The 22,635-nt window shown below is 69.3% G+C and carries 18 protein-coding genes, 1 tRNA gene and 4 pseudogenes; 14 read left to right on the forward strand and 9 right to left on the reverse strand.

Annotated features, from left to right (window positions below; genetic code table 11):
• Positions 1 to 7: 7 nt before the first annotated feature.
• Positions 8 to 325, reverse strand: a complete 318-nt coding sequence (locus ACWIZO_RS14885) for a hypothetical protein (RefSeq protein WP_448638435.1) — start codon at positions 323 to 325, stop codon at positions 8 to 10.
• A gap of 137 nt (positions 326 to 462) precedes the next feature.
• On the opposite strand from ACWIZO_RS14885, the gene ACWIZO_RS14890 reads away from it, so the two are divergent.
• Positions 463 to 535 (forward strand) — tRNA-Asn (locus ACWIZO_RS14890).
• 129 nt (positions 536 to 664) lie between these two features.
• Here ACWIZO_RS14890 and ACWIZO_RS14895 read toward each other — a convergent pair.
• From ACWIZO_RS14895 to ACWIZO_RS14905, 3 genes and pseudogenes are all read right to left on the reverse strand, one after another.
• On the reverse strand, positions 665 to 814 hold the full coding sequence (locus ACWIZO_RS14895; protein WP_448638436.1) for a hypothetical protein: 150 nt from the start codon (positions 812 to 814) through the stop codon (positions 665 to 667).
• A 157-nt stretch (positions 815 to 971) separates the two neighbouring features.
• A pseudogene (locus tag ACWIZO_RS14900) lies at positions 972 to 1,697 on the reverse strand (alpha/beta hydrolase); the annotation flags it as partial.
• 356 nt (positions 1,698 to 2,053) lie between these two features.
• Positions 2,054 to 2,503 carry a winged helix-turn-helix domain-containing protein gene (locus ACWIZO_RS14905; protein WP_448638437.1) on the reverse strand — a complete coding sequence of 150 codons (450 nt, stop codon included), beginning with the start codon at positions 2,501 to 2,503 and terminating at the stop codon, positions 2,054 to 2,056.
• Between the two features lie 273 nt (positions 2,504 to 2,776).
• Here ACWIZO_RS14905 and ACWIZO_RS14910 point away from each other — a divergent pair, with 273 nt between their 5' ends.
• Both ACWIZO_RS14910 and ACWIZO_RS14915 read left to right on the forward strand, forming a co-directional pair.
• On the forward strand, positions 2,777 to 3,412 hold the full coding sequence (locus ACWIZO_RS14910) for an antibiotic biosynthesis monooxygenase (RefSeq protein ID WP_448638438.1): 636 nt from the start codon (positions 2,777 to 2,779) through the stop codon (positions 3,410 to 3,412).
• 473 nt (positions 3,413 to 3,885) lie between these two features.
• Positions 3,886 to 4,116: a hypothetical protein gene (locus ACWIZO_RS14915; RefSeq protein ID WP_448638439.1), complete on the forward strand. Its 231-nt coding sequence runs from the start codon at positions 3,886 to 3,888 to the stop codon at positions 4,114 to 4,116.
• Positions 4,117 to 4,263: 147 nt separating this feature from the next.
• On the opposite strand, the gene ACWIZO_RS14920 is transcribed toward ACWIZO_RS14915, so the two are convergent.
• Entirely contained in the window at positions 4,264 to 4,794 is a 531-nt protein-coding gene (locus ACWIZO_RS14920; RefSeq protein WP_448638440.1) for an HtaA domain-containing protein, read from the reverse strand.
• Positions 4,795 to 5,072: 278 nt separating this feature from the next.
• On the opposite strand from ACWIZO_RS14920, the pseudogene ACWIZO_RS14925 reads away from it, so the two are divergent.
• Positions 5,073 to 6,225, forward strand: a pseudogene (locus ACWIZO_RS14925) (IS3 family transposase); the annotation flags it as partial.
• Positions 6,226 to 6,548: 323 nt separating this feature from the next.
• Positions 6,549 to 7,766 carry an NAD(P)/FAD-dependent oxidoreductase gene (locus ACWIZO_RS14930; protein ID WP_448638441.1) on the forward strand — a complete coding sequence of 406 codons (1,218 nt, stop codon included), beginning with the start codon at positions 6,549 to 6,551 and terminating at the stop codon, positions 7,764 to 7,766.
• A gap of 408 nt (positions 7,767 to 8,174) precedes the next feature.
• Here the strand turns inward: ACWIZO_RS14930 and ACWIZO_RS14935 are convergent, their stop codons facing one another.
• The 4 genes and pseudogenes from ACWIZO_RS14935 to ACWIZO_RS14950 all read right to left on the reverse strand — a co-directional run bounded on the left by ACWIZO_RS14935 (position 8,175) and on the right by ACWIZO_RS14950 (position 10,257).
• Positions 8,175 to 8,726 (reverse strand): glycerate kinase, encoded by a 552-nt coding sequence (locus ACWIZO_RS14935; protein ID WP_448642961.1) that lies wholly within the window; start codon positions 8,724 to 8,726, stop codon positions 8,175 to 8,177.
• A gap of 61 nt (positions 8,727 to 8,787) precedes the next feature.
• Positions 8,788 to 8,925 (reverse strand): annotated as a pseudogene (locus ACWIZO_RS14940) (glycerate kinase); the annotation flags it as partial.
• 14 nt (positions 8,926 to 8,939) lie between these two features.
• Positions 8,940 to 9,155, reverse strand: a pseudogene (locus ACWIZO_RS14945) (glycerate kinase); the annotation flags it as partial.
• A gap of 262 nt (positions 9,156 to 9,417) precedes the next feature.
• A complete protein-coding gene (locus ACWIZO_RS14950; RefSeq protein ID WP_448638442.1) occupies positions 9,418 to 10,257 on the reverse strand; it encodes a FadR/GntR family transcriptional regulator in 840 nt (279 codons plus the stop codon).
• Positions 10,258 to 11,033: 776 nt separating this feature from the next.
• On the opposite strand from ACWIZO_RS14950, the gene ACWIZO_RS14955 reads away from it, so the two are divergent.
• The 9 genes from ACWIZO_RS14955 (at position 11,034) to ACWIZO_RS14995 (ending at position 22,498) form a co-directional block, all read left to right on the forward strand.
• A complete protein-coding gene (locus ACWIZO_RS14955) occupies positions 11,034 to 11,708 on the forward strand; it encodes an SDR family oxidoreductase (protein ID WP_448638443.1) in 675 nt (224 codons plus the stop codon).
• Positions 11,709 to 12,828: 1,120 nt separating this feature from the next.
• The gene (locus ACWIZO_RS14960) at positions 12,829 to 14,373 is read left to right on the forward strand and encodes an ABC transporter substrate-binding protein (protein ID WP_448638444.1); all 1,545 of its coding nucleotides are present in this window, start codon (positions 12,829 to 12,831) and stop codon (positions 14,371 to 14,373) included.
• A gap of 97 nt (positions 14,374 to 14,470) precedes the next feature.
• Positions 14,471 to 15,418: an ABC transporter permease gene (locus ACWIZO_RS14965; RefSeq protein WP_448638445.1), complete on the forward strand. Its 948-nt coding sequence runs from the start codon at positions 14,471 to 14,473 to the stop codon at positions 15,416 to 15,418.
• A gap of 2 nt (positions 15,419 to 15,420) precedes the next feature.
• Complete coding sequence (locus ACWIZO_RS14970) at positions 15,421 to 16,386, forward strand: ABC transporter permease (RefSeq protein WP_448638446.1); 966 nt, start codon at positions 15,421 to 15,423, stop codon at positions 16,384 to 16,386.
• A gap of 124 nt (positions 16,387 to 16,510) precedes the next feature.
• Positions 16,511 to 17,548, forward strand: coding sequence for an ABC transporter ATP-binding protein (locus ACWIZO_RS14975; protein ID WP_448638447.1), 1,038 nt, complete (start codon positions 16,511 to 16,513; stop codon positions 17,546 to 17,548).
• A gap of 20 nt (positions 17,549 to 17,568) precedes the next feature.
• Positions 17,569 to 18,570 carry an ABC transporter ATP-binding protein gene (locus ACWIZO_RS14980; RefSeq protein ID WP_448638448.1) on the forward strand — a complete coding sequence of 334 codons (1,002 nt, stop codon included), beginning with the start codon at positions 17,569 to 17,571 and terminating at the stop codon, positions 18,568 to 18,570.
• 177 nt (positions 18,571 to 18,747) lie between these two features.
• Positions 18,748 to 20,493 carry a CocE/NonD family hydrolase gene (locus tag ACWIZO_RS14985; RefSeq protein WP_448638449.1) on the forward strand — a complete coding sequence of 582 codons (1,746 nt, stop codon included), beginning with the start codon at positions 18,748 to 18,750 and terminating at the stop codon, positions 20,491 to 20,493.
• A 479-nt stretch (positions 20,494 to 20,972) separates the two neighbouring features.
• Entirely contained in the window at positions 20,973 to 21,263 is a 291-nt protein-coding gene (locus ACWIZO_RS14990) for a hypothetical protein (RefSeq protein ID WP_448638450.1), read from the forward strand.
• A gap of 350 nt (positions 21,264 to 21,613) precedes the next feature.
• Complete coding sequence (locus ACWIZO_RS14995) at positions 21,614 to 22,498, forward strand: FadR/GntR family transcriptional regulator (protein ID WP_448638451.1); 885 nt, start codon at positions 21,614 to 21,616, stop codon at positions 22,496 to 22,498.
• Positions 22,499 to 22,635 lie beyond the last annotated feature (137 nt).

The raw sequence follows: 22,635 nt of genomic DNA on the forward strand, positions 1-22,635 counted from the left end.
CGGCCGGTCAGGCGATGGGCGGCGGGTCGACCGGGAGCGCGGTGACGTCGGGGGAGCTGGTGGCCGTGGCCGGCGGCGTCGTGGTGGTGCCCGTGCTGCGCGCGCCGGCACTGTCCGTGGGCTCGGCGTCGCGGCCCATCTTGGACTTCACCGAGCTGACGACGTCGTCGGCGCGCGCCTGGGCCATGCCGGCCAGGCCCTGCAGCTGCGGGTTGTCCTTGGCGTCGGACCACAGGCCACGGATCTGCTCGTAGCGCTCACGACCGGCCCTGGCGCCGAGCACGTAGCCGGCGCCGAAGCCGACGAGGAAGGACAACTTGGCCACGGGGACCTCCGGGATCGGGACGGGAACGGCCGGGTGATCACGCTACGGCGGCGCGCGGCACCCCGCGACGGGAGCCTGCGCGGGACACGGGGAGCGCCTGGGGTACTCTCGACGGGCGCGCGGGTCCGGCCCGCCCGTCCCCCGTAGCTCAATTGGCAGAGCATGCGACTGTTAATCGCAGGGTTATTGGTTCGAGTCCAATCGGGGGAGCAGAACTCCTGGTGAGCGCCACGGGGATTCGGCGAACCCCGGACCATCAGTTGCGCTGTTTGGTTTGAACCCCCAACTGTGAGGTCGCCCGACGTCGTCGCCGGCCCGGGGGCAGCGTGCTGGCCATCGCTACAGGGCCTGGTGGATGGCTGCGGCCGTGCGAGGGCTGGCGGTGCCGCGGCCGAGGTAGACGTCCTGGGTGAAGCTGGGCCGGCTGTGGCCGAGGTGGTCGGCGATCTGGCGGGCGGACAACCCGGCGTCGTCGAGTCGGGTCGCCACGGTCTTGCGGAACGCGTGCGAGGTGACCCAGGGCAGGCCGGCCGGTCCAGGGCCTGGCGGAGGTCGCCGCTGGTGCTGGGGTCTCGCAGGTGACCGTTCGGGCTGGGGAAGACCACCGGGTCGCCCTCGCGTGGCGGGATGGCGGCAATGCGGCGGTGGAGCAGCGCTGGCCGGCCAGCGCCGGGCCACCGCGGTCCCGGGCCAGCAGAGCCACCGCCGCGGCCAGGCCGCCACCGGCGCTGGCTCCGGCCACCACGATCCGAGCCGGGTCGATACCCAGTTCGTCGGCGTGCTCGGCGGTCCAGACCAGGCCCGCGTAGCAGTCCTCGACCGGACCCGGGTGCGGCGTCTCCGGCGCCAGCCGGTACTCCACGGACACGACGGCCAGCTCGAGGTCCTGGGCCCAGTCGAGGAGCTCCGGCACGGCGTTCCGGTCGTCGCCCATGATCATGCCCCCGCCGTGCACGTGGTAGACGGCGGCGACGGGAGCGGTCGCGGACGTCGGCCGGCAGATCAACAGCGAGATCTCCGGCGCGCCGTCCGGCCCCGGCACCGACCGGTCCTCCACGGTGAACGCCCCGTCGCGGCTCATCTCCTCGACGGTGGGCGCGGGCCACACCTCACTCAGGCCGGCCCGCATCGCCGGGACCTGGTCGAGGGTCAGGGACGGCGAGATGAGGTCCCCGGCCGCGCTCAGCACGGCAGCACACTCCGGGTCGAAGGGAGGCGGCGGACCGGCCGCCACGTCCTGGGAGGTGGTGGGCGGTGACATCAGTGTCATCGAGGACCCTTCAGGAGGTGGGCGGAGGCAGGTGACGGTGGTCACAGCTTGTTGCCGTCGCTCTCGCATACCACCCGCCAGATGGCGGGATCTTCCCGCCATCTGGCGGGTGGGGAGGGGAGCCCTGCTGCGGCTGTCCCCGGGGGCTCTCCGGTGCCGGTCGATGACGTCGAACGCGTCGAGGTCGCGACCGGGCGCACGCTGTGCTGGTGGACCCGATGGCCTTGCGGCGGCGTCCTTCGCCGGCGTCGCCCTGCAGCTGACACCGGCGTACCACCTCTCGGTGGCCCCTGCGCCGACGCCCTTGGTGAGCTCGCCTCTCCAGTAGTCGGCTGGATCAGAAGACTGGATCAGAAGAGCAGTGGCCGCTCGGCGACTTGGTCCCCGTCAAGGGTCGTCGTCCGGCAATCACCCCCCTTCATGCCGCCCCGACGTCTGAACCGGTTCCATCACCCTGGTCACAGGGCTCGCTCGACCTTTTCGGCGGCCTGGCGAGCGGGCACCTGCACGCTCCAGCCCAGCCGGTGCAGCAGCAGGTCCAGCCCGGCCAGGGTGTAGTCCACGCCGAACCTCGTCCGGACGACCTCGGCGATGCGCGGCAGCGTCCAGCACTGATCGACCCAGCCGGCCACGGCAGGGCCGGCGTCGAGCACCGCCTGCAGCTCGTCGAGCTGGGCGCTGCTGAGCTTGCAGTGCGCCCCGCCGGGGCCCTGGGAGGCCAGTGCCGGCCGGCCACCGGCGCTCAGCGCGCGGTGCGAGCGGTTGGCCCACATCCGGGTCACCCGGAAGCGCTCGGCCACCTCTCGGTCGGTGGCCCCGGCCTCGAAGTACTCGGCTGCGGCCAGTCGCACCCGCTCCCGGCGGGCACGCTCGTCGGCGTCCAGCCCGCCACCATCGGGATACCTCATGCCTCTGGCATAGCGCAGGCAGCACCAGCTGTCAGCAGGGCTCCTGACGCCCGCCGTTGAGGACCTCTAGTGCAGCACCTGTTGTTCGCGTGTTCACGCTGCCGTCCGGGCCACCGCCAGCCGGGCCGACCTGCGCCTGGACCTCACGTGGCTATACCACCGCCCGCCTGATCCGAACAGGGTCGAAGGTCCCTGTTCCCAGCCCGAGGGCGCGAGGACGGTGGCCCGTGCAGTGGTGCCGTGCGGGCGCCGCCAAGCGTGAGGAGAACCGGCATGTACGCACGCACGACGACCATCCACGCCGACCCGCGGCGCGTGGACGACGGGATCGCGCACATCCGCGAAGTGGTGCCCGCCATCCTCGGGATGCGCGGTTGTGTGAGCTTCTCGCTGCTGGTCGACCGTGCATCGGGCCTCTGCCTCACGACCACGGTCTGGGACGACCACGCGGCGATGCGCGCCACCGCCCAGAGCCTCGCCAGCACGCGCGTCCAGACGCGAGGGATCATGGGCAACGAGACGGAGGAGGTGCAGGAGTGGGAGGTCGCCGTCACGCCCCGCCTCTACGACGCTCCTGAGGGCGCCTGCACCCGTGTGGTCTGGAGCAAGATGGACGTCCACCACGTCGACCGGGTCCTCGACGCCTACCGGATGACGCTCGTGTCGCAGCTGGAGGACATGCCGGGGTTCTCCGACGTCAGCCTCCTGATCGACCGCGTCGAGGGGCGGGCGGTGTCCGCGGTCACGTTCGACAGCCGCGAGGCGATGGAGGCGAGCCGGGACGACGCCCAGCGCATGCGTGACACCTTCGGCTCGGCCATGGAGGTGTCGATCACCGACGTGGCGGAGTTCGAACAGGTCCTTGCCCTCCCGCGCGTCCCGGAGATCGAGATCGAGCTGGTGGTCTGACCCGCGCCGCCGACCGGGTACTCCCGGGCGTTCTGTGGGCGTTTGCGGACTCTGCCGGCGGGATCCCGCCACAGCGCGTCTGTCGGCGTCACTGAACTCACCCCTGACGAAGCCGCCGCGGCCTTCGACCGAATCGCCCGCACCGCCTTGGACCTGAGCGGCGAAGAGTTCCTCGCGGCACGCGACGGTGGAGACTTCGAAGACGTCGACCCCGATGCCCACCCCGGGCTGCTCGACGTGCTCGTGGCGCTACTTCCCGTCCGCTGACGCCTCGTGCCGGGAGCGTCGCCGTGTCAAGCGGTCGAAGCGTTCCTGGCCCCTCTCTCGAACGAGCGGTGGCCTGCCTCGGCACGGGCAAGATCGTCTCGCCCGCCGGTCGGGCGACCACGGGCGAAACGCACGTCTGGAGCCTGAACGGCGGAGACGGCCTCGTACTGCGCGGAGACGCGGCCGGCTGCCGGTTCCTGGCTTCCATGCACTACCGGAACATCCCGACCGACCCCGAGAAGTACGACATCCAGCAGGGGCGCTGGCGGGTCACCACGTCGGCGTACCTGTACCAGTTCAGGACTCCGGACAACGCGAAGGTTCGGGCGGTGCACTGGTATCCGGCCGGCAAGAGCCACGCCACCTTCCCGCACCTCCACCCCTACACCCTCCGCCCCCTCCAATCGGGGAGCACCTCCCTGTGCGAGCCCGGCTGATCCTCGACGGATCGGTATCGGCTGGTGCTCGACACCGTCTCGGCTGATCCTGGTCACCTCTCCCCGCCTGTTCTCGGCTGTCGCTCAGTCGGGGGGAGGAGAGCAACTCTGGCCTCGAACGTCGGGCCGGCGGCGGCGTCGCACTGGTCATCCGCCCGCGTCGAGCAGGGGCACAGTCACCGTGAGCGGCTCGAACTCCTCTCCGGGCGGATAGACGTCGTTGAACAACCCGGCACCGGTCCCGGTCAGCCGGACCTCCGTGCCGCGCCAGATCTCGATCCCCTCCGGCGAAGGCTGCTGCGCGAGACGAAGCGTGACCAGCGTCAACCGCTCCGCGCCCTCCGTGTCCTTGAGGGGTGCGACGGTGAGCTCGGCAAGCTCGCCGCGGAGGGTCAGCACGGGGAACGCCACGCGGACGAAGAGCATCCCGAAGTGACCAGTGAAGCGGACGTCGCCGCGGAAAGCCCAGAACCTGTCCGGGACACCATCGGGGGAGGACCGCCACCCTGATCGCTCCGGCGGGAAGAGGATCTCGTTCGTCCCGACCGCCACGGCGCCATCGCCCAACCAGCCTCTGCCATCCGGCATCCGCTGGAGGTACTCGAGGAACGATCCCTTGATGCCCCAGCGCAGACCGAATTCGGGTTGCGCCGACGCAGGAGGCGAGGGCTCGGTCACGGGGCACTCCAGGGTGAAGGCGGACGGCGGCGGCTGGTCGGGCATGAAGGACAGGCCTCGGAGCAGCGAGCGACCGAAGGTATCGCGCCCAGGCAGCCGCCGGTCCTGCGAGGCGGTCGACCGGACCAAGCTCAGCAACGACGCACGGCCATACGGTTCAGCCTTCTGCGTGAGCTTGTTCTGACACAACTGCCCCAAGTTCGGTGCTACGCGGGCACCGCTGCGACTTCGGTTGACACTCGTCCTGCGGGATCTTGTCCCGCGGAGAGGACGTCGCTGTGCCCAAGAAGTTCCTGCCGGAGTTTGAGCGTGACGTCGTGCGGACCGCCCGCCGCGGTGATCTGAGCCAGGCCGAGGTCGCTGCCGATTTCGACATCCCGGTCGAGTCGGTGCGTCGTTGGGTGCGCCTGGCCGACATCGATGACGGCGTCGTCGATGGGCAGACCAGTGCCGAGCAGAGCGGGCTCGTGCAGCTGCGCCGGGAGAAGCGACGGCTGGAGATGGAGAACGAGATCCTGCGCCGGGCGACGGCCTACTTCGCGGCCGGCAGTCTCCCCTGAACGAGTTACCCGCTGGTCGGTGACCTGGCCGCCGAGGGCATCCCGGTGCGGCTGACCTGCGGGGTGCTGGGCCACTCGACCCAGGCCTCCTGCGCCTGGCTGCCGGCTCCGGTGAGCCGGCGCGACCTCGAGGACGCCCACCTCACCCACGCGCTGATCGACGCCCACGGCGATGACCCGGAGTTCGGCTACCGGTTTCTCGCCGACGAGGTCGCTGGCGCCGGGCTGGTCGCCGGTGAGCGGCGCACCTGGCGGCTGTGCTCCCAGCAGAGGCTGTGGTCGACCACGGTGCGCAAGGGCCGGCGCGGCGCCGGCACGAGCCCTGGCCCGGCGGTGCACGACGACCACGTGCAGCGGAACTCCACCGCACAACGCCCCGACCAGGTCTGGGTCACCGACTCACCGAGCACCCCACCGGCGAGGGCAAGCTGTACTGCTGCGTGATCAGGGACCTGTTCAGCAACTGCATCGTCGGCTACGCGATCGATGAACGGATGACCGCGCAGCCGGCCGTCACGGCGCTGCGCACGGCCGTGGCTCGACGCCGGCCGAGGGGTCTCGTGGTCGTGCACAGCGACCGCGGATCTCGATGTGAGCACGATCCTCCCGGGCGGTTCTGACAGCCGCCGGGCTCCAGGGCTCCATGGGCCGCGTCGCCTCCGCGAGTGACAACGCCGCCATGGAGTCCTGGCACGCACTGCTGCAGAAGAACGTCCTCGACCGCCGGCGCTGGCGCACCCGCGACGAACTCCACGCCGCGGTCGTGTTCTGCATCGAGCACACCTACAACCGCCGCCGGCGCCAGCGCGCCCTCGGCGAGCTCACGCCGGTCGAGTACGAACTCGCCTTCACCACTCAGGCCGCCGTCGCGGCAAGATCAGTCCCAACCACCGTCAACCGGAGCTGCAGCAGTCGCCTCGTCCGCCCACGGCGCCTGGCCGCGCAGCGCCGCGGTGAACAGCAGACCGACCAAGCGAGGACCCCAGGGGCAAGAACACCACAGCCGTGCCGCAGCTCAGCGAGCCGATGACCAGTCCCGGGATCGCAGGACCGACGAACCGGTTGACCTCCGTGTTGACGAGCAGCAGCGCGTCCGGCGCCGGGACGGACGATAGCCTGACTCGACATCCGGCGGACCCTCGCCGGACCCGACATTGGGCAGCGTGAGCGATGAGCGAAGCACCAGCAGGCGTCGTGGTCGTCGGTGGCTCCATCGGTGCCGTCCGAACGGTCCAGGGGTTGCGAAGGGAAGGCTACGGAGGTCGGATCCGTCTGCTGACCGAGGAACTCGTCGAGCCCTACGACAGGCCACCCTTGTCCAAGCAGTATCTGGCGGGCACTAGGTCTCTGGACCAGTTCACCCTCCTCACACAGGAGGAAGCGGGCGACCTCGATGTGGAGATGGTGCTCGGGGCCCGAGCGGTTGGCATCGATCCCGACTGGGACGTGGTGGAACTCGCGGACGGTTCGCGGATCAGTTACGAGCACCTGGTCATAGCGACCGGCAGCAGCCCCCGAGCCACCCCGTGGGACACCGTCGAGGGGGTGCTCTCCCTCCGGGATCTCCAGGACGCCGATCAGCTCCGACGCGCACTCGACGGCGCAACCAGCATCGCGGTCGTCGGTGCAGGATTCATCGGCGCCGAGGTAGCCGCCACAGCCCGGGGCCTGGGCGTGGACGTCACGATGATCGACCCGCTCCCACACCCGATGGCGCGCGTGCTGGGAGGCACGCTCGCCGAGCGGTTCATCGAGCTGCACCAGGACCGAGGCGTGAAGCTCCTGCTGAGCACCCGCGTCGAGTCGATCCAGAAGAACACCTCGGGCATCCAGCTGTCCCTGTCTGACTCGACAGTCCTCACCTGCGACGTCGTCATCGTCGGGATCGGAACCGTGCCGAACACCGAGTGGCTGTCCGGGTCCGGTCTCGACCTGGTGAACGGTGTCGCCTGCGACGCCCGAGGAAGAGCGACCGACGTCGCTGGGATCTACGCCGTCGGCGATGCTGCGCGCTGGCTCGATCCCCACGACGGCGTCCAACGCCGACACGAGCATTGGACCAACGCTGTTGAGCAAGCAGCGGTCGTGGCAAAGGTCATCGTGCACGGCGATGCTCCCGAGCACCGGCCCCGCCCGTACGTGTGGAGCGATCAGTACGACTGGCAGATCCAGGTTCTCGGAGACCCCGCTCGCGGCGAGCTGACCGACATCATCGAGAACCAGCCCGTGATCAGCGACGGCGCCGCTCCCCGTCCGCGCTTCGCCGCCATCTACGGCGCATCAGACGAGACCATCGTCGGCGCGGTCATCGTCTCCTGGCCCAGAGCCACTCTCGCCCTGCGGCGGTCACTGGCCCCGGGGACGACCACGACCGACGCCGCAACCTCTGTCCAGGCCCTCACCGCACGCTGAGATCAGGATCCCGCTTCGAGAAGCAGCGGACCGGTGACGTCGCGCCCTTCGCCACGCTCGCTGATTCCCGTGGTGATCGACGAGTGTGATCAAGGAGGGACATCCACGGAACTGGACAGGGGCGGCATGCTGACGGCGCTCGCGTCGTCGGACAGATCGTCGCTCCAGCACTGAGGTCCCTCGTCGTGGACGACCAACGGACGGCCGACGAGGCCGCCGCGTGCATGGCACCAGGGGTGAGCCGTCGGCTCAGGCAGACGTGGCCCCCACGCTGCGGTCGGCCGGCTTCCCGTCCAGGTACCACGCCCAGGTCCGGACGTGGCCGCCCCGGCGTCGTCGAGGCGGACCGACGGTGCGGCATCGCGATCTCACGGGCGACACACCAACTCCCCACCGGGATGTGGTCCATCAAGCAGTCGCTCCGTGCTCCGACCGTCGCGGTGCGCTCCGACGTGCATGCGGGTGATGCGCGCGCCCGCTCGCACGAGGTCCTCCAGATCGAGCGTGACCAGCGCCGCGCGGAAGCCGGCCTCCCGCACGGCATGGTCCGGGAGCGATGTAGCCGGCGCACACGTAGACGGGGCGGCCCACGGCGCGGCGCACGACCCCCGACACGACCCTGCCCCGCATGCTCTGGTCGTTCAGGCGGCCCTCACCCGTCACGACGACGGCGGCGCGAGGGCTGGCGTCGTCGACACTCGCCGCGTCCATCACGGCGTCGATGCCCGACGTGAGCTCCGCGTCGGAGAAGGCCCACAGACCGCCGGCCAGGCCGCCGGCTGCGCCGGACCGGGGCAGTCCGCGAGGATCCCGAGGGAAGCCGGCGGTGAGCCGGTGCAGGTGGTCGGTGAGCCGCCCGACCGCATCGGGTGCGGCGCCCTTCTGCGGACCGACGACCGTGGCGGCCTCCTCGAACGGCGTCGTGACGTCGCTGAGCACCACCAGCCGTGCTCCCTTCAGGCCACCGCCGGCGCGGACGGCCTGGACGGCGCCGTGACCGCCGTCCGTTCGCGTTCCCGCCGCAGGCGACGTACACCGTGCGGGCTCCCTCGCGAGCCGCCCGCGCGAGGAGTTCCCCCGTGCCGTGACTGGTGGCGCGCTCGGCGTCCCGGTCCTCCGGAGCGACGAGTGGCAAGCCGCTCGCCGCAGCGACGTCCACCCCGCCGTACGGCCGTCGGCCAGGAGGGCCAGACGCGCCGGCACCGGCTCGCTGAGGGGACCGGTGGCCGTGATCTCGAGCCAGGCGCCCCCGACGGCGTCCAGCAGGGCCTGTGCGGTGCCCTCCCGCCGTCGGCAAGGGGGTAGCACGACAGGTCGGCCGCCGGCCTCGTGCACCCCGTGCGCGAGGGCCGCTGCGACCTCCCGCGCTGGGAAGGTGCCCGTGAACGAGTCGGGGCAGAGGCGGACCTCAGGGCCGCGCGTGTCTTCCGGCGCTGCATCTCCGGCTGTCCTGGGAGTCGTCCTTCGTGACGGTCCACCGCCCTGGTGCGGCTCTGGCGCTCAGTGCAGCAGCTGCACCGCCGTCTCCGGGCGCTTCGCCTCGTGGACGACGGCGCGCAGAGCCCCTACCACTTCGCCGGGGTCGATCGCACCCCAGACGTCGTGGCCGTTCGTCACGCCGTATCCGCCGGTGCCCACGACCGAGGGGCGGTCACAGCCAGCCGACCGGTCCCTCGAGCAGGGAGCCCAGCTCGCGCCGGTTGATGCCGATGATCTGTGAGAGGTGCTCGTGCATGAGTGTCGAGGCGAACTCCCCGTCGCCGTCGACGATGACCCGGGCCAGCTTGAGGTGGTCCTCGACCAATCGCTTGTGCAGCTTGCGGACGTCCCCGACGGTGGAGACGTGGTGGGCGACGATCTGGCCGTACGCGCGGAACGTGATCTGGAAGACCCGGTTGCCGGCCAGGCCGGACACCGCACCGTGGAAACCCTCGTGGCCGGTCACGTAGACGTCGAGGTCGACGTGCTCGTCCGCCTCGACGTCACCGGACAGGTACGGGGCCATCACCTGCTCACGCAGCGCAGCGTCGGGATTCATCGCGGCCATGCGGGCGAGCGTCGACTCCGCGAACACCCACGCCTCGAACAGCTCGTCGTACGTCGCCCCCGCGAGGTGGAAGAACAGCGCCTGCATCCTGCCCAGATTGGCCGTGTCGACGGTGCCGACCACCGGGCCACCGCCGGGGCCGCGACGGATGCTGATCATCCCCTGGACCTCCAGGAGGCGCAGCCCCTCGCGCAGGGACTCGCGGCTGACGCCGTACTGCTGCAGCATCTGGGCTTCCGAGGGCAGGCTGTCCCCGGGCTGGAGCCCGGCGGCGGTGATGCTGCGCACGACGTCCCGAGCCACGACCTCCGCGGCCTTGAGCGGTCGGAGCACCGAACCTCCGGCGGCGACCGGGATGCCCTTCACCGGACTTCCCGACTCCGCGATGCTGGGGCCGATCTGCTTCTTCCCCGTGCGCGCGCCGGTTTCCTCCTTGCTCGTCACCCTGCTCTCACTCCTCTGTCTGGCCCGCTGTCCTGAGGCCGCTGTTCCTCCAGTAGGCCAGGTACATGTCCATCCGGTGGGAAACGTCCGTCGCAACCCCTCGACACGAGATGCGGGATGACTGTGTCCGACTATCGGTAACGGCGCCAGCGCTTCCATCGCCTTGTCGGAGTGATCCGCGCTGCCGGAGGCGCTTCGGGTCGATCATGCGCCCGGGATGCTGCCGCTGTGATCGGCTGCGGTGTCCCCACCGGTCGGGGGTCCGCGGTGTGTGCCTGCGAGGTGGGCGTCGGCATGACTGCGCGCGCAGATCGCGTGGATCGTCGCGCAGCTGGACTCGGACCTCGCTCAGGTCCTGCAGTTGCGCGGAGATCACCGGTATGGAGCTCCCGCGGACAGCCCTTCCGTGCGCTCTGAACAGCATCGGTCGTGCATCCGCGAGGAGCAGATGAACAGTGCGGACACGGGTGACGTGCGTAGGATGCGCGGTGGCTGATCCTCGGACGGCTGATGCAGGAGCGGGCCAGTGCGATGGCCGCATCGCAACGCCGCATCCGGTCGAGGAGAAGGCGCCGGTGAGCGTGGACGTCGAGACCACCTGTGGCCGGCCATGAGGAAAGACGCGGTCCGGCCGGTCATCCACAGCACGCTGCCTCCGACCCGGGCTGCCGCCACCCACCGGATGCTGGAGGCGAGAGAGCACATCGGAACGATCGTGCTGACCACCTGACGGCCCACCTGTACGAGACCGGCGCGCGGACGACGAGGAGAGAGAAGTGGACCAGGCCAAGCCAGCCGACAAGGGTTCGGTGATCATCGTCGGAGCCGGACCGGGCGTCAGCGGGTCACTCGCCCGCCTGTGGGCTGACGCCGGGCACCCCGTCGGGCTCGCCGGAACCGAGCAGGACCAGCTCGCCGTCCTGGCTGATGACCTCGGAGCCCGGGGTGCGAGGGTGCGCACCGTCCAGGTCGATGTCACCGACGACGGTGCCGCGCGGACGGCGCTGGGCCAGCTGGCCACCGAGCTCGGTCCGGTCGCCGTCCTGCACTTCAACCCCAGCACCTACCGGGCGGCCGACCCGCTCACCCTGAGCGTCCCCGAACTGCTCGCCGACGTCGCCCTCGGCGTCGGCGCCCTCCTGACCGCACTCCAGGCCCTCCGGCCGTCCCTGCGCCCGGGCGCGCGGGTGACCGCCACCGGGTCGATGGCAGCGGACGAGCCCTCGAGCGGCGCCGCCTCGCTCGGGGTCCAGAAGGCAGGCCTGCGGAACCTGGTGAAGAGCATCGACGGCGCCCTGGCGGAGCAGGGCATCAGGGCGGTCTCGGTCACCGTCCGCGGTGTGCTGGGCCGAGAGGGCCCGTTCACCCCGGACCGGGTTGCCGCGGCGATCTTCAGGGCCGCTCATCAGGACCCGGCGCAGTGGCGGACCGAGGTCGACTACACCGGCTGACCGAGGTCTGATGCTCGTCGTACGACGCTGGTCCCCAGCACGCTGCGGCGGACGCGCTCGGCACTCGGCTCGGCCAGCGCATCGGCGAGGGGGACGGCGAGGGGACATCGAGCAGCACGAGGTCAGGCCGGTCACTGCCCCTCGGGCGGCGTGCCGGTCCGCCCGGCTCGTCCGCCGGACTCCGGTGATCGTGCCGGCCCGCCAGCCCGAGGACCTGCTCCTCGGCACCGCCGACCAGCCCCGCCCCAGGCGTCGTTCGGCGAGCCGCACCGGCGATGATCCGTCACGCATCGACCTCGCCGAACGGTGCGTCACTCGACGCCACGTCAGACTCCCGAGAACCACGAGGCTGGTACAGGCGTAGAGGTACGGAAGGGCGGCCGCCTCGACATCTCCCAGATCCCACTCGCCGCATGAGCACAGGAAGGCCGGCTGGGTCACCGCTCTGAGCCCCGCCGCGCCAGAGCGCACGGTGTTGGCCTCACGGAGCGGAGCCGTCTCTTCGGCCGGCCCGAACAGCAGGCGGTGAGGTGCCCGCCCGGCGCTTGCTGGGCACCGACACCAGTTCGCCGTCGCGCGGCCGTGGCGCCGGCGGCGAAGGCCTCCTCGGTGACACCTCGCGCCTCGTCCCTGGCACGTCGCGCAGGACTCCCCGGACCACTGCAGGCCCGGAGCCCGGCGAGGAGCGCCTGGGCTCGCCGACGGTCCCACGTGACGAGATCGCCCAGGCGATCGCGTCCGAGAGCAACGGCGACCGCGATCCCGGACCGCCGTGCCCGATCGCGGCACGGTGCGTGCGTCGCACGAGCCGTAGCCCCTCGCTCCTGGCGCAGCCGGGGTGCTGCGGCAGTCCGGACGGGGCAGAGCGCGCCACCGGCTCACCTTCGCCGCCCTCTGTCCGGCGTCGGTGCGGGGGTCGGGCGGGTGTCCGGGGCCGGTGCTGGACGTCGCCGCGGTGCTACGTTACCGTCCATTCCTCATGATGATCGCAGTCACACGTTGAGCGGCCTGGTGACCGGTCGCCCTGTCCTCTCGCCCGTCCTGCTGGCACGTCGATCACGCCAGGACCAGCACCGCTGGCAACGACGAGCTGACCACTGAACGTCGAAGGAGCGAAGGAATGAGACGGACCTCCTACTGGGTCGCGGCCGCGGCGTCGGCTGTCCTGGCGCTGACGGCCTGTTCGGGGGGTGGCTCCTCCGGTTCGCAGGCCGCCGGCGCGGAGGCCGCCGCTGATCCTGACGCGACCTTCACGTTCGTCTACACGGTGGACAACGCGACCTTCGATCCTGACAAGATCGCCCACGTAGCGTTCTCCACCCAGCTCTGGCCGATCTACGACACGCTCACGCATCGCACGAGTGAGCTCGGCGTGGAGCCCATGCTGGCCGCCTCGTGGGAGTTCCCGGACCCCAACACCCTGGAGCTGTCGCTGATCGAGGACTGGCAGTACCACGACGGCACGCCGTTCGACGCTGAGTCGGTCAAGGCGAACCTCGAGCGGAGCATGACCCTCCCCGGTTCGGTGAACGCCGGCCAGTTGGAGTTCATCGAGAGCGTCGAGGTCGTCGACGACCAGACGGTCCGGATCAGGACCGCTGGGCCGGCCACGCCGCTGCTGGCGCTGCTCTCCGGTCCGGCCGGGATGATGATGAGTCCAGCGGTGTTCGACGACCCGGGCCAGGACGTCAACCCGACCGGCGGATCAGGCGCGTACGAGATCGCTGAGTACGTTCCGGGCGACCGCGTGGAGTACGAAGCCGTCGATGACTACTGGGATCCCGACGCCATCAAGGTCAACCACCTGGTGATCACGTATGGTGGCGATGAGGTCAAGCTGAACACGGTGCTGACGGACCCGGCGAGCGCGACGTTCCTCTACCCCGATCAGCTGGCAGCCGTGGAGGACAACCCGGACGTTGTCGTGGATGCTCTGGAGAGCACCCAGGTCCGACAGGTCATCTTGAACACGTCGCGTTCGGAGTTCGCCGATGCACGTGTACGACAGGCCCTCAACCTCGCAATCGACCGCGACGGCGTCGATGAGCTGATGAGCGGGTACTGCGAGCCCACCGGGCAGCTGTTCCCGCCGGCGCACTGGGCGAGCAACAAGGATCTGGAGTCGCCGGAGTTCGATCTCGAGCGCGCCAAGAGCCTCTTGGCCGAGGCTGGCCTCCCGAACGGGTTCAGCTTCGAACTGCAAGTGTTCAACGGCCCCGACTATCAGGCTGCCGCACAACTCCTGCAGTCCAATTGGGCGGAGATCGGCGTCGATGTCCAAGTCGTTCCTTACGACACCCCCGCGCTCACCGAGAACTTCGCCGTCCAGAAGACAGCTGACGCGGTTCTCACCACTCTCTGGGCCGCCGCAGACCCGTCTGGCGATACCCAGTCGTTCTACACGCCGGAGGGCTTCTGGAACCCGGGCGGCTTGACCGACGAGCGGCTCATCGAGTTGCACCAGGCCGGATTGCAGGCCGTCGACCAGGACGCTCGTGCTGAGGTGTACGGCGAGCTGATGGAGGTCGCAGCCGAAGTTGCTGGTCCGAATCTGCCTCTGTGTGCTGAGACCGACATCCAGGTGGCTGGGAGTCGCGTGCAGGGCCTCGAGCACTACCGGGACAAGGCTCGTGTGCTTCGCGGAGTCTCGATCGCGGCCCAGTAGATCTCGGCGACCCGTGCCGGCGGGGGCGCCTGACCAGCGCCCCCGCCGGCGAACCCACTCCGGTAGCAGCGAGCGCGACTGAGAACAGGGGATGACGATGCGTACCGCGGTCGGCTTGACGCGTCAGTTGCTGGGCATGATCGTGACCCTCCTGCTCGTGTCCATGATCGTATTCTCTCTGCAGCTCCTCATTCCAGGCGATCCCGCTGTTCGTCTGGCGGGTGAGGCCCCCACCCCCGAGCAGATCGAGGCGGTCCGCGAGACCCTCGGCCTGAACGATCCGTTCCTGTACCGGTATGTCGAATGGCTCGGCGGACTGGTCCAGGGCGACATGGGGACGTCTCTGGGGACCACTGCATCCGTGGGCGACTTGATTGCCGGGCGTCTTCCGGTGTCGATATCACTCATCTTCGTGACGCTCCTCTTTGCACTTTTGATCGGTGTGCCCGCTGGGGTGGTCGCGGGTATGAGGCACGGCAGCGTCATGGACCGGTTGGTCACCGGTGTGTCCTCACTCGGCCTCGCTGTCCCGAACTTCTGGGTTGCAGGCGTCTTGATCACCATATTCGCGATCTCGACTCGTTGGCTCCCTGCTAACGGCTACGTCCCGATCAGCGACGGACTGGGGCAGTGGTTCAGCCACCTGATTCTGCCCGCGGCGGCGTTGTCCCTCGCGTTCGCTGCAGAGATCGCACGTCAGACCAGGGCCAGTCTCGCGTCAGTCTGGCGAGCCGACTACGTTCGTACGGCCCGCGCGAAAGGACTCAGCGGGGGATCGATCCTCTTCAAGCACGCGGGGAAGAACGCTGCCGTTCCGGTGGCGACGGTGATCGGTATCCAGCTCGCTCAGCTGATCGGCGGAACCGTGGTCATCGAGCAGGTCTTCGCCCTGCCAGGAATCGGTCAACTCGTGCTGCAGTCCGTGTTCAACAGTGACTTCCCGGTCGTCCAGGGAGTGGTCATGGTCTCCGCTGTAGCGGTCCTGCTCGTCAACTTCACGGTCGATGTGTCGTACCTCTACTTCAACCCGAAGCTGCGGAGCTGACCATGACGATGTCCACGGACGACGAGCTGGTGGACGGCGCTCCGGCGGAGTCCACCGAAGCGGCGGTGCGCTCGGAGACGAAGAACTCGTTCTGGCGTCGCCTGAGGTCCAACCGGACTGCCATGGTGGCTGTCGCGTTCCTGGTCCTGGTCATCGTGAGCGGCCTGCTGGCCCCGTGGCTGACCCCCTACGACCCCTCGGTGCCCGACGTCGCGAACAGGTACGGGCCCCCGAGCTGGGCACACCCCCTCGGTACCGACGGACTGGGCCGGGACTTCCTGACGCGCCTGCTGTACGCATCGCGGATCTCGCTGACGGCCGCGGCACTCGCGGTCGGTGTCGCTTTCGTGCTGGGCGTCCCCTTCGGACTCGTGGCGGGCTACTTCCGCGGGCGCATCGATGCGGTGACGAGTCGAGTCGCCGACGTCCTGATGAGCCTTCCGACGCTGGTGCTGGCCATCGCCATCATCGCCGCTCTGGGCCCCGGTTTGACGAATGCGATGTTCGCGCTGGGCGTGGTGTACTCGCCGCGCGTGTTCCGATTGGTACGTGGTGCCACCCTCGCCGTGCGTGAGGAGACGTACGTCGAGGCGGCTGTCAGCATCGGCCTGCCGGCCAACACGATCATCCGCCGCCACGTGCTGGTCAACATCCTGCCGCCGTTGACGATCCAGCTCTCCCTGATGACGGCGTCCGCCATCCTGGCGGAGGCGAGTCTGAGCTTTCTCGGGCTGGGCGTTCTTCCCCCGGATGCCAGTTGGGGGGTCCTCCTCGGTGATGCCTTCCGCAGCATCCGGGTGGCGCCGCTCCTCATCTACTGGCCGGGCCTGGTGATCGCCCTGACCACTCTGGCGTTCAACGTCCTCGGCGACGGCATCAGCGATGCCTTCGGCAGGGAATCGCGCGCGCGCAAGCGTCGGGCGAAGGACGTCGAGCCGGTCAAGGACGTCGAGGAGGCGACCTCGTGAAGCTGCTGTACGGATTGGAGCAGGACATCTCATCGCATCACCCGGCGTGCCCTCGGCTTCCCCGCCAGGGAGCTCCGTTGACGGCAGGTGCGCCCTTCCGAGCTCGACGTCGGCACGTGGCCCGATGAGCGCGCCGACTGCCTCGGCCACCCCGGCGTCCACCGTGCCCGCCGTCATCAGCATCCGCGGTCTGGTCGTGGAGTTCGCGACACAGCACGGATGGGTACCCGTTGTCGACGGCGTGTCCCTCGACGTGGCGCAGGGCGAGGTCGTGGGTCTCGTCGGCGAGTCGGGATCCGGTAAGACGGTCACGGGGCTGTCGATCATGGGGCTGATCCCCGAGCGGATCAGCCGGGTGGTGGGCGGCTCGATCACCTTCGACGGTCGCGACCTGCTGAAGGACTCGCCGAAGCAACTCCGCGAGATGCGCGGCCGGGACATCGCCATGGTCTTCCAGGAACCGATGACGAGTCTCAACCCGGCGTTCACGGTGGGCGATCAGATCGCCGAGGTCGGTCGGCGTCATCTGGGGCTCGGGCGGAAAGCCGGGCGGGATCTCGCGATCCAGATGCTGGGCACCGTGGGCATCCCCAATGCGCCCCAGCGCGTCCGCTCCTATCCACACGAGTTCTCCGGCGGTATGCGGCAGCGGGTCATGCTGGCCATCGCGTTGGCGTGCAAACCGAAGCTGTTGATCGCCGACGAGCCGACGACCGCGCTGGACGTCACCGTGCAGGCGCAGATCCTCGATCTCCTCCTGCACCTGCGTGCCGAGATGGGCATGTCGGTCCTGATGGTCACCCACGACCTCGGGGTGGTCTCGGAAATCTGTGACCGGGTCGCCGTGATGTACGCCGGGCAGGTCGTGGAGACGGGGCCGGTGAACGCTGTCTTCGAGGCTCCGCTGCACCCGTACACCGAAGGCCTGATCAGGTCGCTGCCGCAGGTCTCCACGGGTGAGGCGCGACTGTCCACGATCCCCGGGCGGGTCCCGGACGCCGGCAAGATGCCACTCGGCTGTCGTTTCCACACGCGATGCGGCTACGCGGTCGACGCCTGTGTGAGAGCGGTCCCGAGTCCGCAGTTGATCCAGGTCCCGGGTTCGGACAGGGACGTGCGCTGCATCCGCTTCCAGGAACTCGATCTGCGAGGTGTCAGATGACCGAGGGTCCCCTCCTGCAGGTGGACGATCTGCGGGTCTCCTTCCCCGTGCGCGGCCGGGGATGGGCACGCGATCGCCGGGTGGTCAGAGCGGTCGATGGCGTGTCGTTCACGCTGGACCGCGGCGAGACTCTGGCGCTGGTCGGCGAATCCGGGTCGGGGAAGTCGACCACGGCGCGGGCTGTTCTTCGCCTGGTGCCCAAGAGCGGTGGCTCGGTGACGTTCGAGGGCGTAGACCTCGAGTCACTCTCGCGGCGCGAGCTGAGGGCGAAGCGCCGAGACATGCAGATGGTCTTCCAGGATCCCTACTCGTCACTCGATCCGTCGATGACGGTGGGCGACAGCGTGGGAATACCGCTGCAGCTGCATCAGAAGTTGACGGGACGGGAAAAGGAACGCCGCATCGAGGAGCTCTTCGACCTGGTGCGTCTCTCGTCCCATCAGATCCATCGTTACCCTCATGAATTCTCCGGTGGGCAGCGGCAGCGGATCGCGATCGCTCGAGCCTTGGCGACGAATCCGAAGCTCATCGTGTGCGACGAGGCCGTCAGCGCCCTCGACATGTCGACCCAGAACCAGGTCCTCAACCTGCTCAAGGATCTTCGCGATGAACTCGGACTCTCCTACCTGTTCATCGCGCATGACCTTGCCGTGGTGCGGCACATCGCGCAGCGCACCGCCGTGATGTATCTCGGGCGGATCGTCGAGATCGGCCCGACCGAACGCGTCTACAACCAGCCGGAGCACCCGTACACGAAGGCTCTGCTCAGCGCCATCCCGCAGCCCGACCCCACATTGGCGCGCCGGAACGACCGCGTGCTCCTGCGGGGTGATCCGCCGGACCCCAGCGCGCCGCCGGCCGGCTGCCCCTTCCACACCCGTTGCGGGTTTGCGATGGACAAGTGCGCTTCCGACGTCCCGGCCATCACGCGCGTCGAAGGCGGGGGAACCGTTGCCTGCCATCTCCACACGCCATCCACGGGCGCCCTGCAGCTCACGCACGCGCATGGAGGACCCAGGTGAGGGGCGGTGACCGGCAAGACGGCCGCAAGCACGCGTGGCAGTGGCAGGGCTGCACGTCAGATGAGGTGTTTCGTATCCGCCTCCGGACAGCGGTGTGAGCGGGACGCTCTTCCAGTCCGTCGGCTAGCGCCTTCGGTGTCGCGTTCGGTGGTTGCCACGTGAGGAGAGAGGCTGGCAGTGAGTCTGACAGAGGACGCGTTCAAGAACCTGGTCGTCGAACGGGACGTCGAGGTCCCCATGCGAGACGGGACGACTCTGAGGGCAGACGTCTACAGGCCGGGGGAGGGGCGCTGGCCGGTCCTGCTCAAGCGAACGCCCTACGACAAGAACATGCCATTCGGGACGCTCGTCGATCTCGACCAGATCTCGGCGGTGATCAGAGGTTTCGCCGTCGTGATCCAAGACGTGCGGGGCCGGGCGAGCTCGGAAGGGCAGCACCAGCCGTTCGTCGAGCGCGACGACGGCTACGACACCGTCGAGTGGTGCGCGGCACAGCCGTGGTGCAACGGCGACGTCGGGATGTTCGGTAGCTCGTACCACGGGGCGACCCAGATGGCGGCTGCTTCGGCGCGGCCTCCTCACCTGCGCGCCATCAGTCCGATCCAGGCCAGTTCGGACTACCACGAGGGACGGTCGTACTTCGGTGGTGCGTTCGAGCTGGGCGGCCTGCTGACGGTCTCACTCGGAACGACAGCCTACGGTTCGTTCCGCTTCGCCGACCTCGACAGCAGAGAACTCCGTCGCCTCCGCGCCGAGATCGAGGAAGTCCTCGCCGATCTGCCGCAGGCGGCTTTGGACCTCCCATTGAAGGACCGGTTGGGTCGGTCCGACGGTGCCTTGGCCGTCCTGACGCCGTGGTTCATGGACTGGGTCGAGAAGACGAGGCCTGATGACCCCTACTGGGAGGCGATCTCACAGGAGAACCGGTACGGCGACATCGACGTGCCGGCCCTGCACGTCACCAGTTGGTTCGACCAGTTCCACGTCGGCACGCTCAGGAACTACCAGGGGCTACGCAGCGGGGCAGCCACGGACGCGGCCCGGGACGGCCAGTACCTCATCGTCGGTCCGTGGAACCACTACCCCCCCAGAACCGGTGGCCAGGGGAGCATCCGCGTCGGAGACGTGGACTTCGGCCGCCACTCGAAACTCTATCTGGACGGCGTGCAGCTCGGCTGGTTCCGGCAGCAACTCGTGGGGGACGACCACGCCTTTCGTCAGCGCAAGCGGGTGAAGCTGTTCGTGATGGGTCACAACGTCTGGCGCGACGAAGACGATTGGCCGCTCGCCCGAGCAGTCGAGACCCCGCTCTTCATGCACAGGACCGACGACTCGGGTCGCCTGCACTGGGCACAGGTGCACGATCAGCAGACCGCGTCCTACGAATACGATCCGATGAACCCGGTGCCCACCACCGGCGGTGCCCACCTGGTGCTGGACTCGGCGGTGCTCCAGGGACCAGTGGTTCAGAATGACATCGAGGCGCGCGATGACGTCCTGACGTTCACATCCGATCCCGTGGAACAGGATCTGGAAGTGACGGGCTGGGTGAACGCCGATCTTCGAGTGTCCTCCAGCGCGGTCTCGACCGACTTCACCGTTCGACTGTGCGACGTCCATCCCGACGGCAGGTCCTTGAGCGTCTGCGACGGAATCCGGCGGGTTCATTGTGAGCCGGATGCCGGCTTGGACGTCAGGGTGGGGCTCGGCGCGACGTCCTACGTCTTCTTGACGGGGCATCGGATTCGCGTCCAGGTGTCGAGTAGCAACAGCCCACGGTTCGACGTGAACCCGAACACCGGCGGGCGGGCCTGGGACAGCGATGACGTCGTCACGGCTCGCCAGCAGGTGCACTTCGGTGGCTCGGACGGCAGTCGCATCATGTTGCCGGTCGTGCCTGCTGCATCGGACGCCGCGATGTGACGCTCCTCGAGCTGGCAGGGCAGCTGGGTGGCAGGTCGGAGCGCCGCGGGCGCCGTCCCGCCCCGACCTCGGCATGCCCGTCCCGTGGCTCGAGGCAGGGTTTCGCAGGCCGGGCGGCCGGTGCGGTCTCGCACGCCGATCGAGCCGGACGTCGTCGTCTGGCGGGCTGGTCGACGGAGGGAACCCTCAGGATGGCTCGATCTTCGGTGGGCGTCTCGTGCCTCCCGCGCTGCTGGGCAGCGCGACGTCGTCATCTCCACATGATCCGCAGATCCGAAGAGGACGCCTGACATGGAACCGATCGACGCTGGTCTCCTCATCCTGTGCCTGGCCATGGGTCTCGTGATGCTGGCGTACGGCGGCAACCACATGCGGGGCGGAGGGGAGGTGCAGGGCACCGCTCGGTAGTTCGAGAGTCTGGGATGAGGCCAGGTTGGCTGCACGCATGGACGGCGTCGGTCCCCTAGGTGGGGGCAGGTGTGCTGCTGCTCGGTCTGCTGACGCCCTTGGTCGGTGCGGTGGTCGTGGAGGTCATGGCAGTTGCGCGGGCTACGAACCACCGCAACGACGGCTTCCTCATCTTCCGGCCCGGCAAGAGCTGCACGTGCGTCATGCCCCTCACCGCGGCCGATCTGTTCCTCTGCACGGCAGGCGCGGGCAGCTCGTCGCTCGGGCAGGCACTGAGCCTCGGCGTATTCGGCTGGCCCACAGCCCTCGGCTGTGTGGCCGTCGGCGTGGGGGGAGCCGGCGCGCTGCTCATCAGGTCGTGAAGGCCGGCCTCGAGGCAGCCATGAGACCTGTCGTGTGGTGGCGGCCATCGGACACGCTCAGCTGCCGCCCGAGCGTGCGGGCGCCGAAGCCCTCCCGCCCAGTGAGCGCTCGTCGTCCGTTGCAGCGGCGAGTGCGAGCAGTTGCAGGGCGTGGTCGTCGTGCCGACCGGTCAGCAACGCCCGCCGCGTCCTTCGACGGCCGCACCCCACCGCCGGCCTTCCTCCCGCCGGGTCCGACAGCCCGGAGGGTCCCTCGGAGATGGGGCCCGTCGATCGGCAGATCGGCGTCATCGCCAGGTCTTCAGCCCCTACGGAGCTCTGGCACCCGTCAGGTCGACCACGAGGTCCAGGTGCTGGGCCTCGACCCGGTCGCAGTCGGCGAGCGGGGTTGTCCCGTCCGTGACAGGAGAGTGAGGGCGAGGATGACGGGGAAGAAGCGGGCCGGCGCCAGCATCGCGAAGCCGGGAAGTCCGGTGAAGGGCATTCCGATTGGCGCTGGAGGTTCCCTGCTCCGATCACTCAAGGTCGCAGAGGTCGTGGCTCGGGACGTCGTGCACAGCATCACCGCCGCCGGGCTGCAGCCAGGGGACAGCCTGCCCTTGGAATCGCAGATGCTGCAGCAGTACGGCGTCAGCCGCGAGTCCCTGCGCGAGGGGTTGCGCCTCCTGGAGGTCCAGGGGATGATCAGCATCCGTCGCGGCCCGGGCGGTGGCCCGGTGGTCGGCACCGTCGACACATCCAATCTGGGCAGGATGCAGGCGCTGTTCTTCCACCTCGCGGGAGCGACGTACGACGAGCTGTTCGAGGCGTGGGTGTTCGCGGAGTCGACGCTCGCCCGCATGGCCGCAACCAACCCGGACGCTGCGCTGCGCGAGCAGGTGATGGCCCCGTACCTGTCCGGTGACGTCGAGGCGGACGAGCACGTCGACCTCGACGTCTACGTGACCGGCCATGAGGGTTTCCACGGTGCGGTGTCCGGACTGGCCGGCAACCGGGTCTTCCAGCTCACGTTCCGCGCGTACGGCCAGCTGGTCGCACAGCACCTCTCCACCGTCGGGGACGTCCGCAAGCTCCACGAGCTGCTGGTCGGGGACCACCTGAAGGTGGCCCGGGTCATCGTCGACGGCGACGGCGACGTTGCTTCGACACTCATGCACGAACACCTCTCGCAGATCGTCTCGATCAACCGGCGCGAGCTGGGCACCCTGCTCGAGGGACCGGTCGGCTGGCTGTGACCGCCCCGGCCACAACGCTGCTCAAGAAGGCAGGACCGCCGGATATCGGGAATCACCTGGAGGATGATCGTGCGGTACCAGGTCGTCCACGCGGCGGCCAGGGCGTTGCGGTCCCCTGTCCGTCGGCGCCGTCGCCG

The sequence above is a fragment of the Geodermatophilus sp. URMC 63 genome (genome assembly GCF_053502565.1).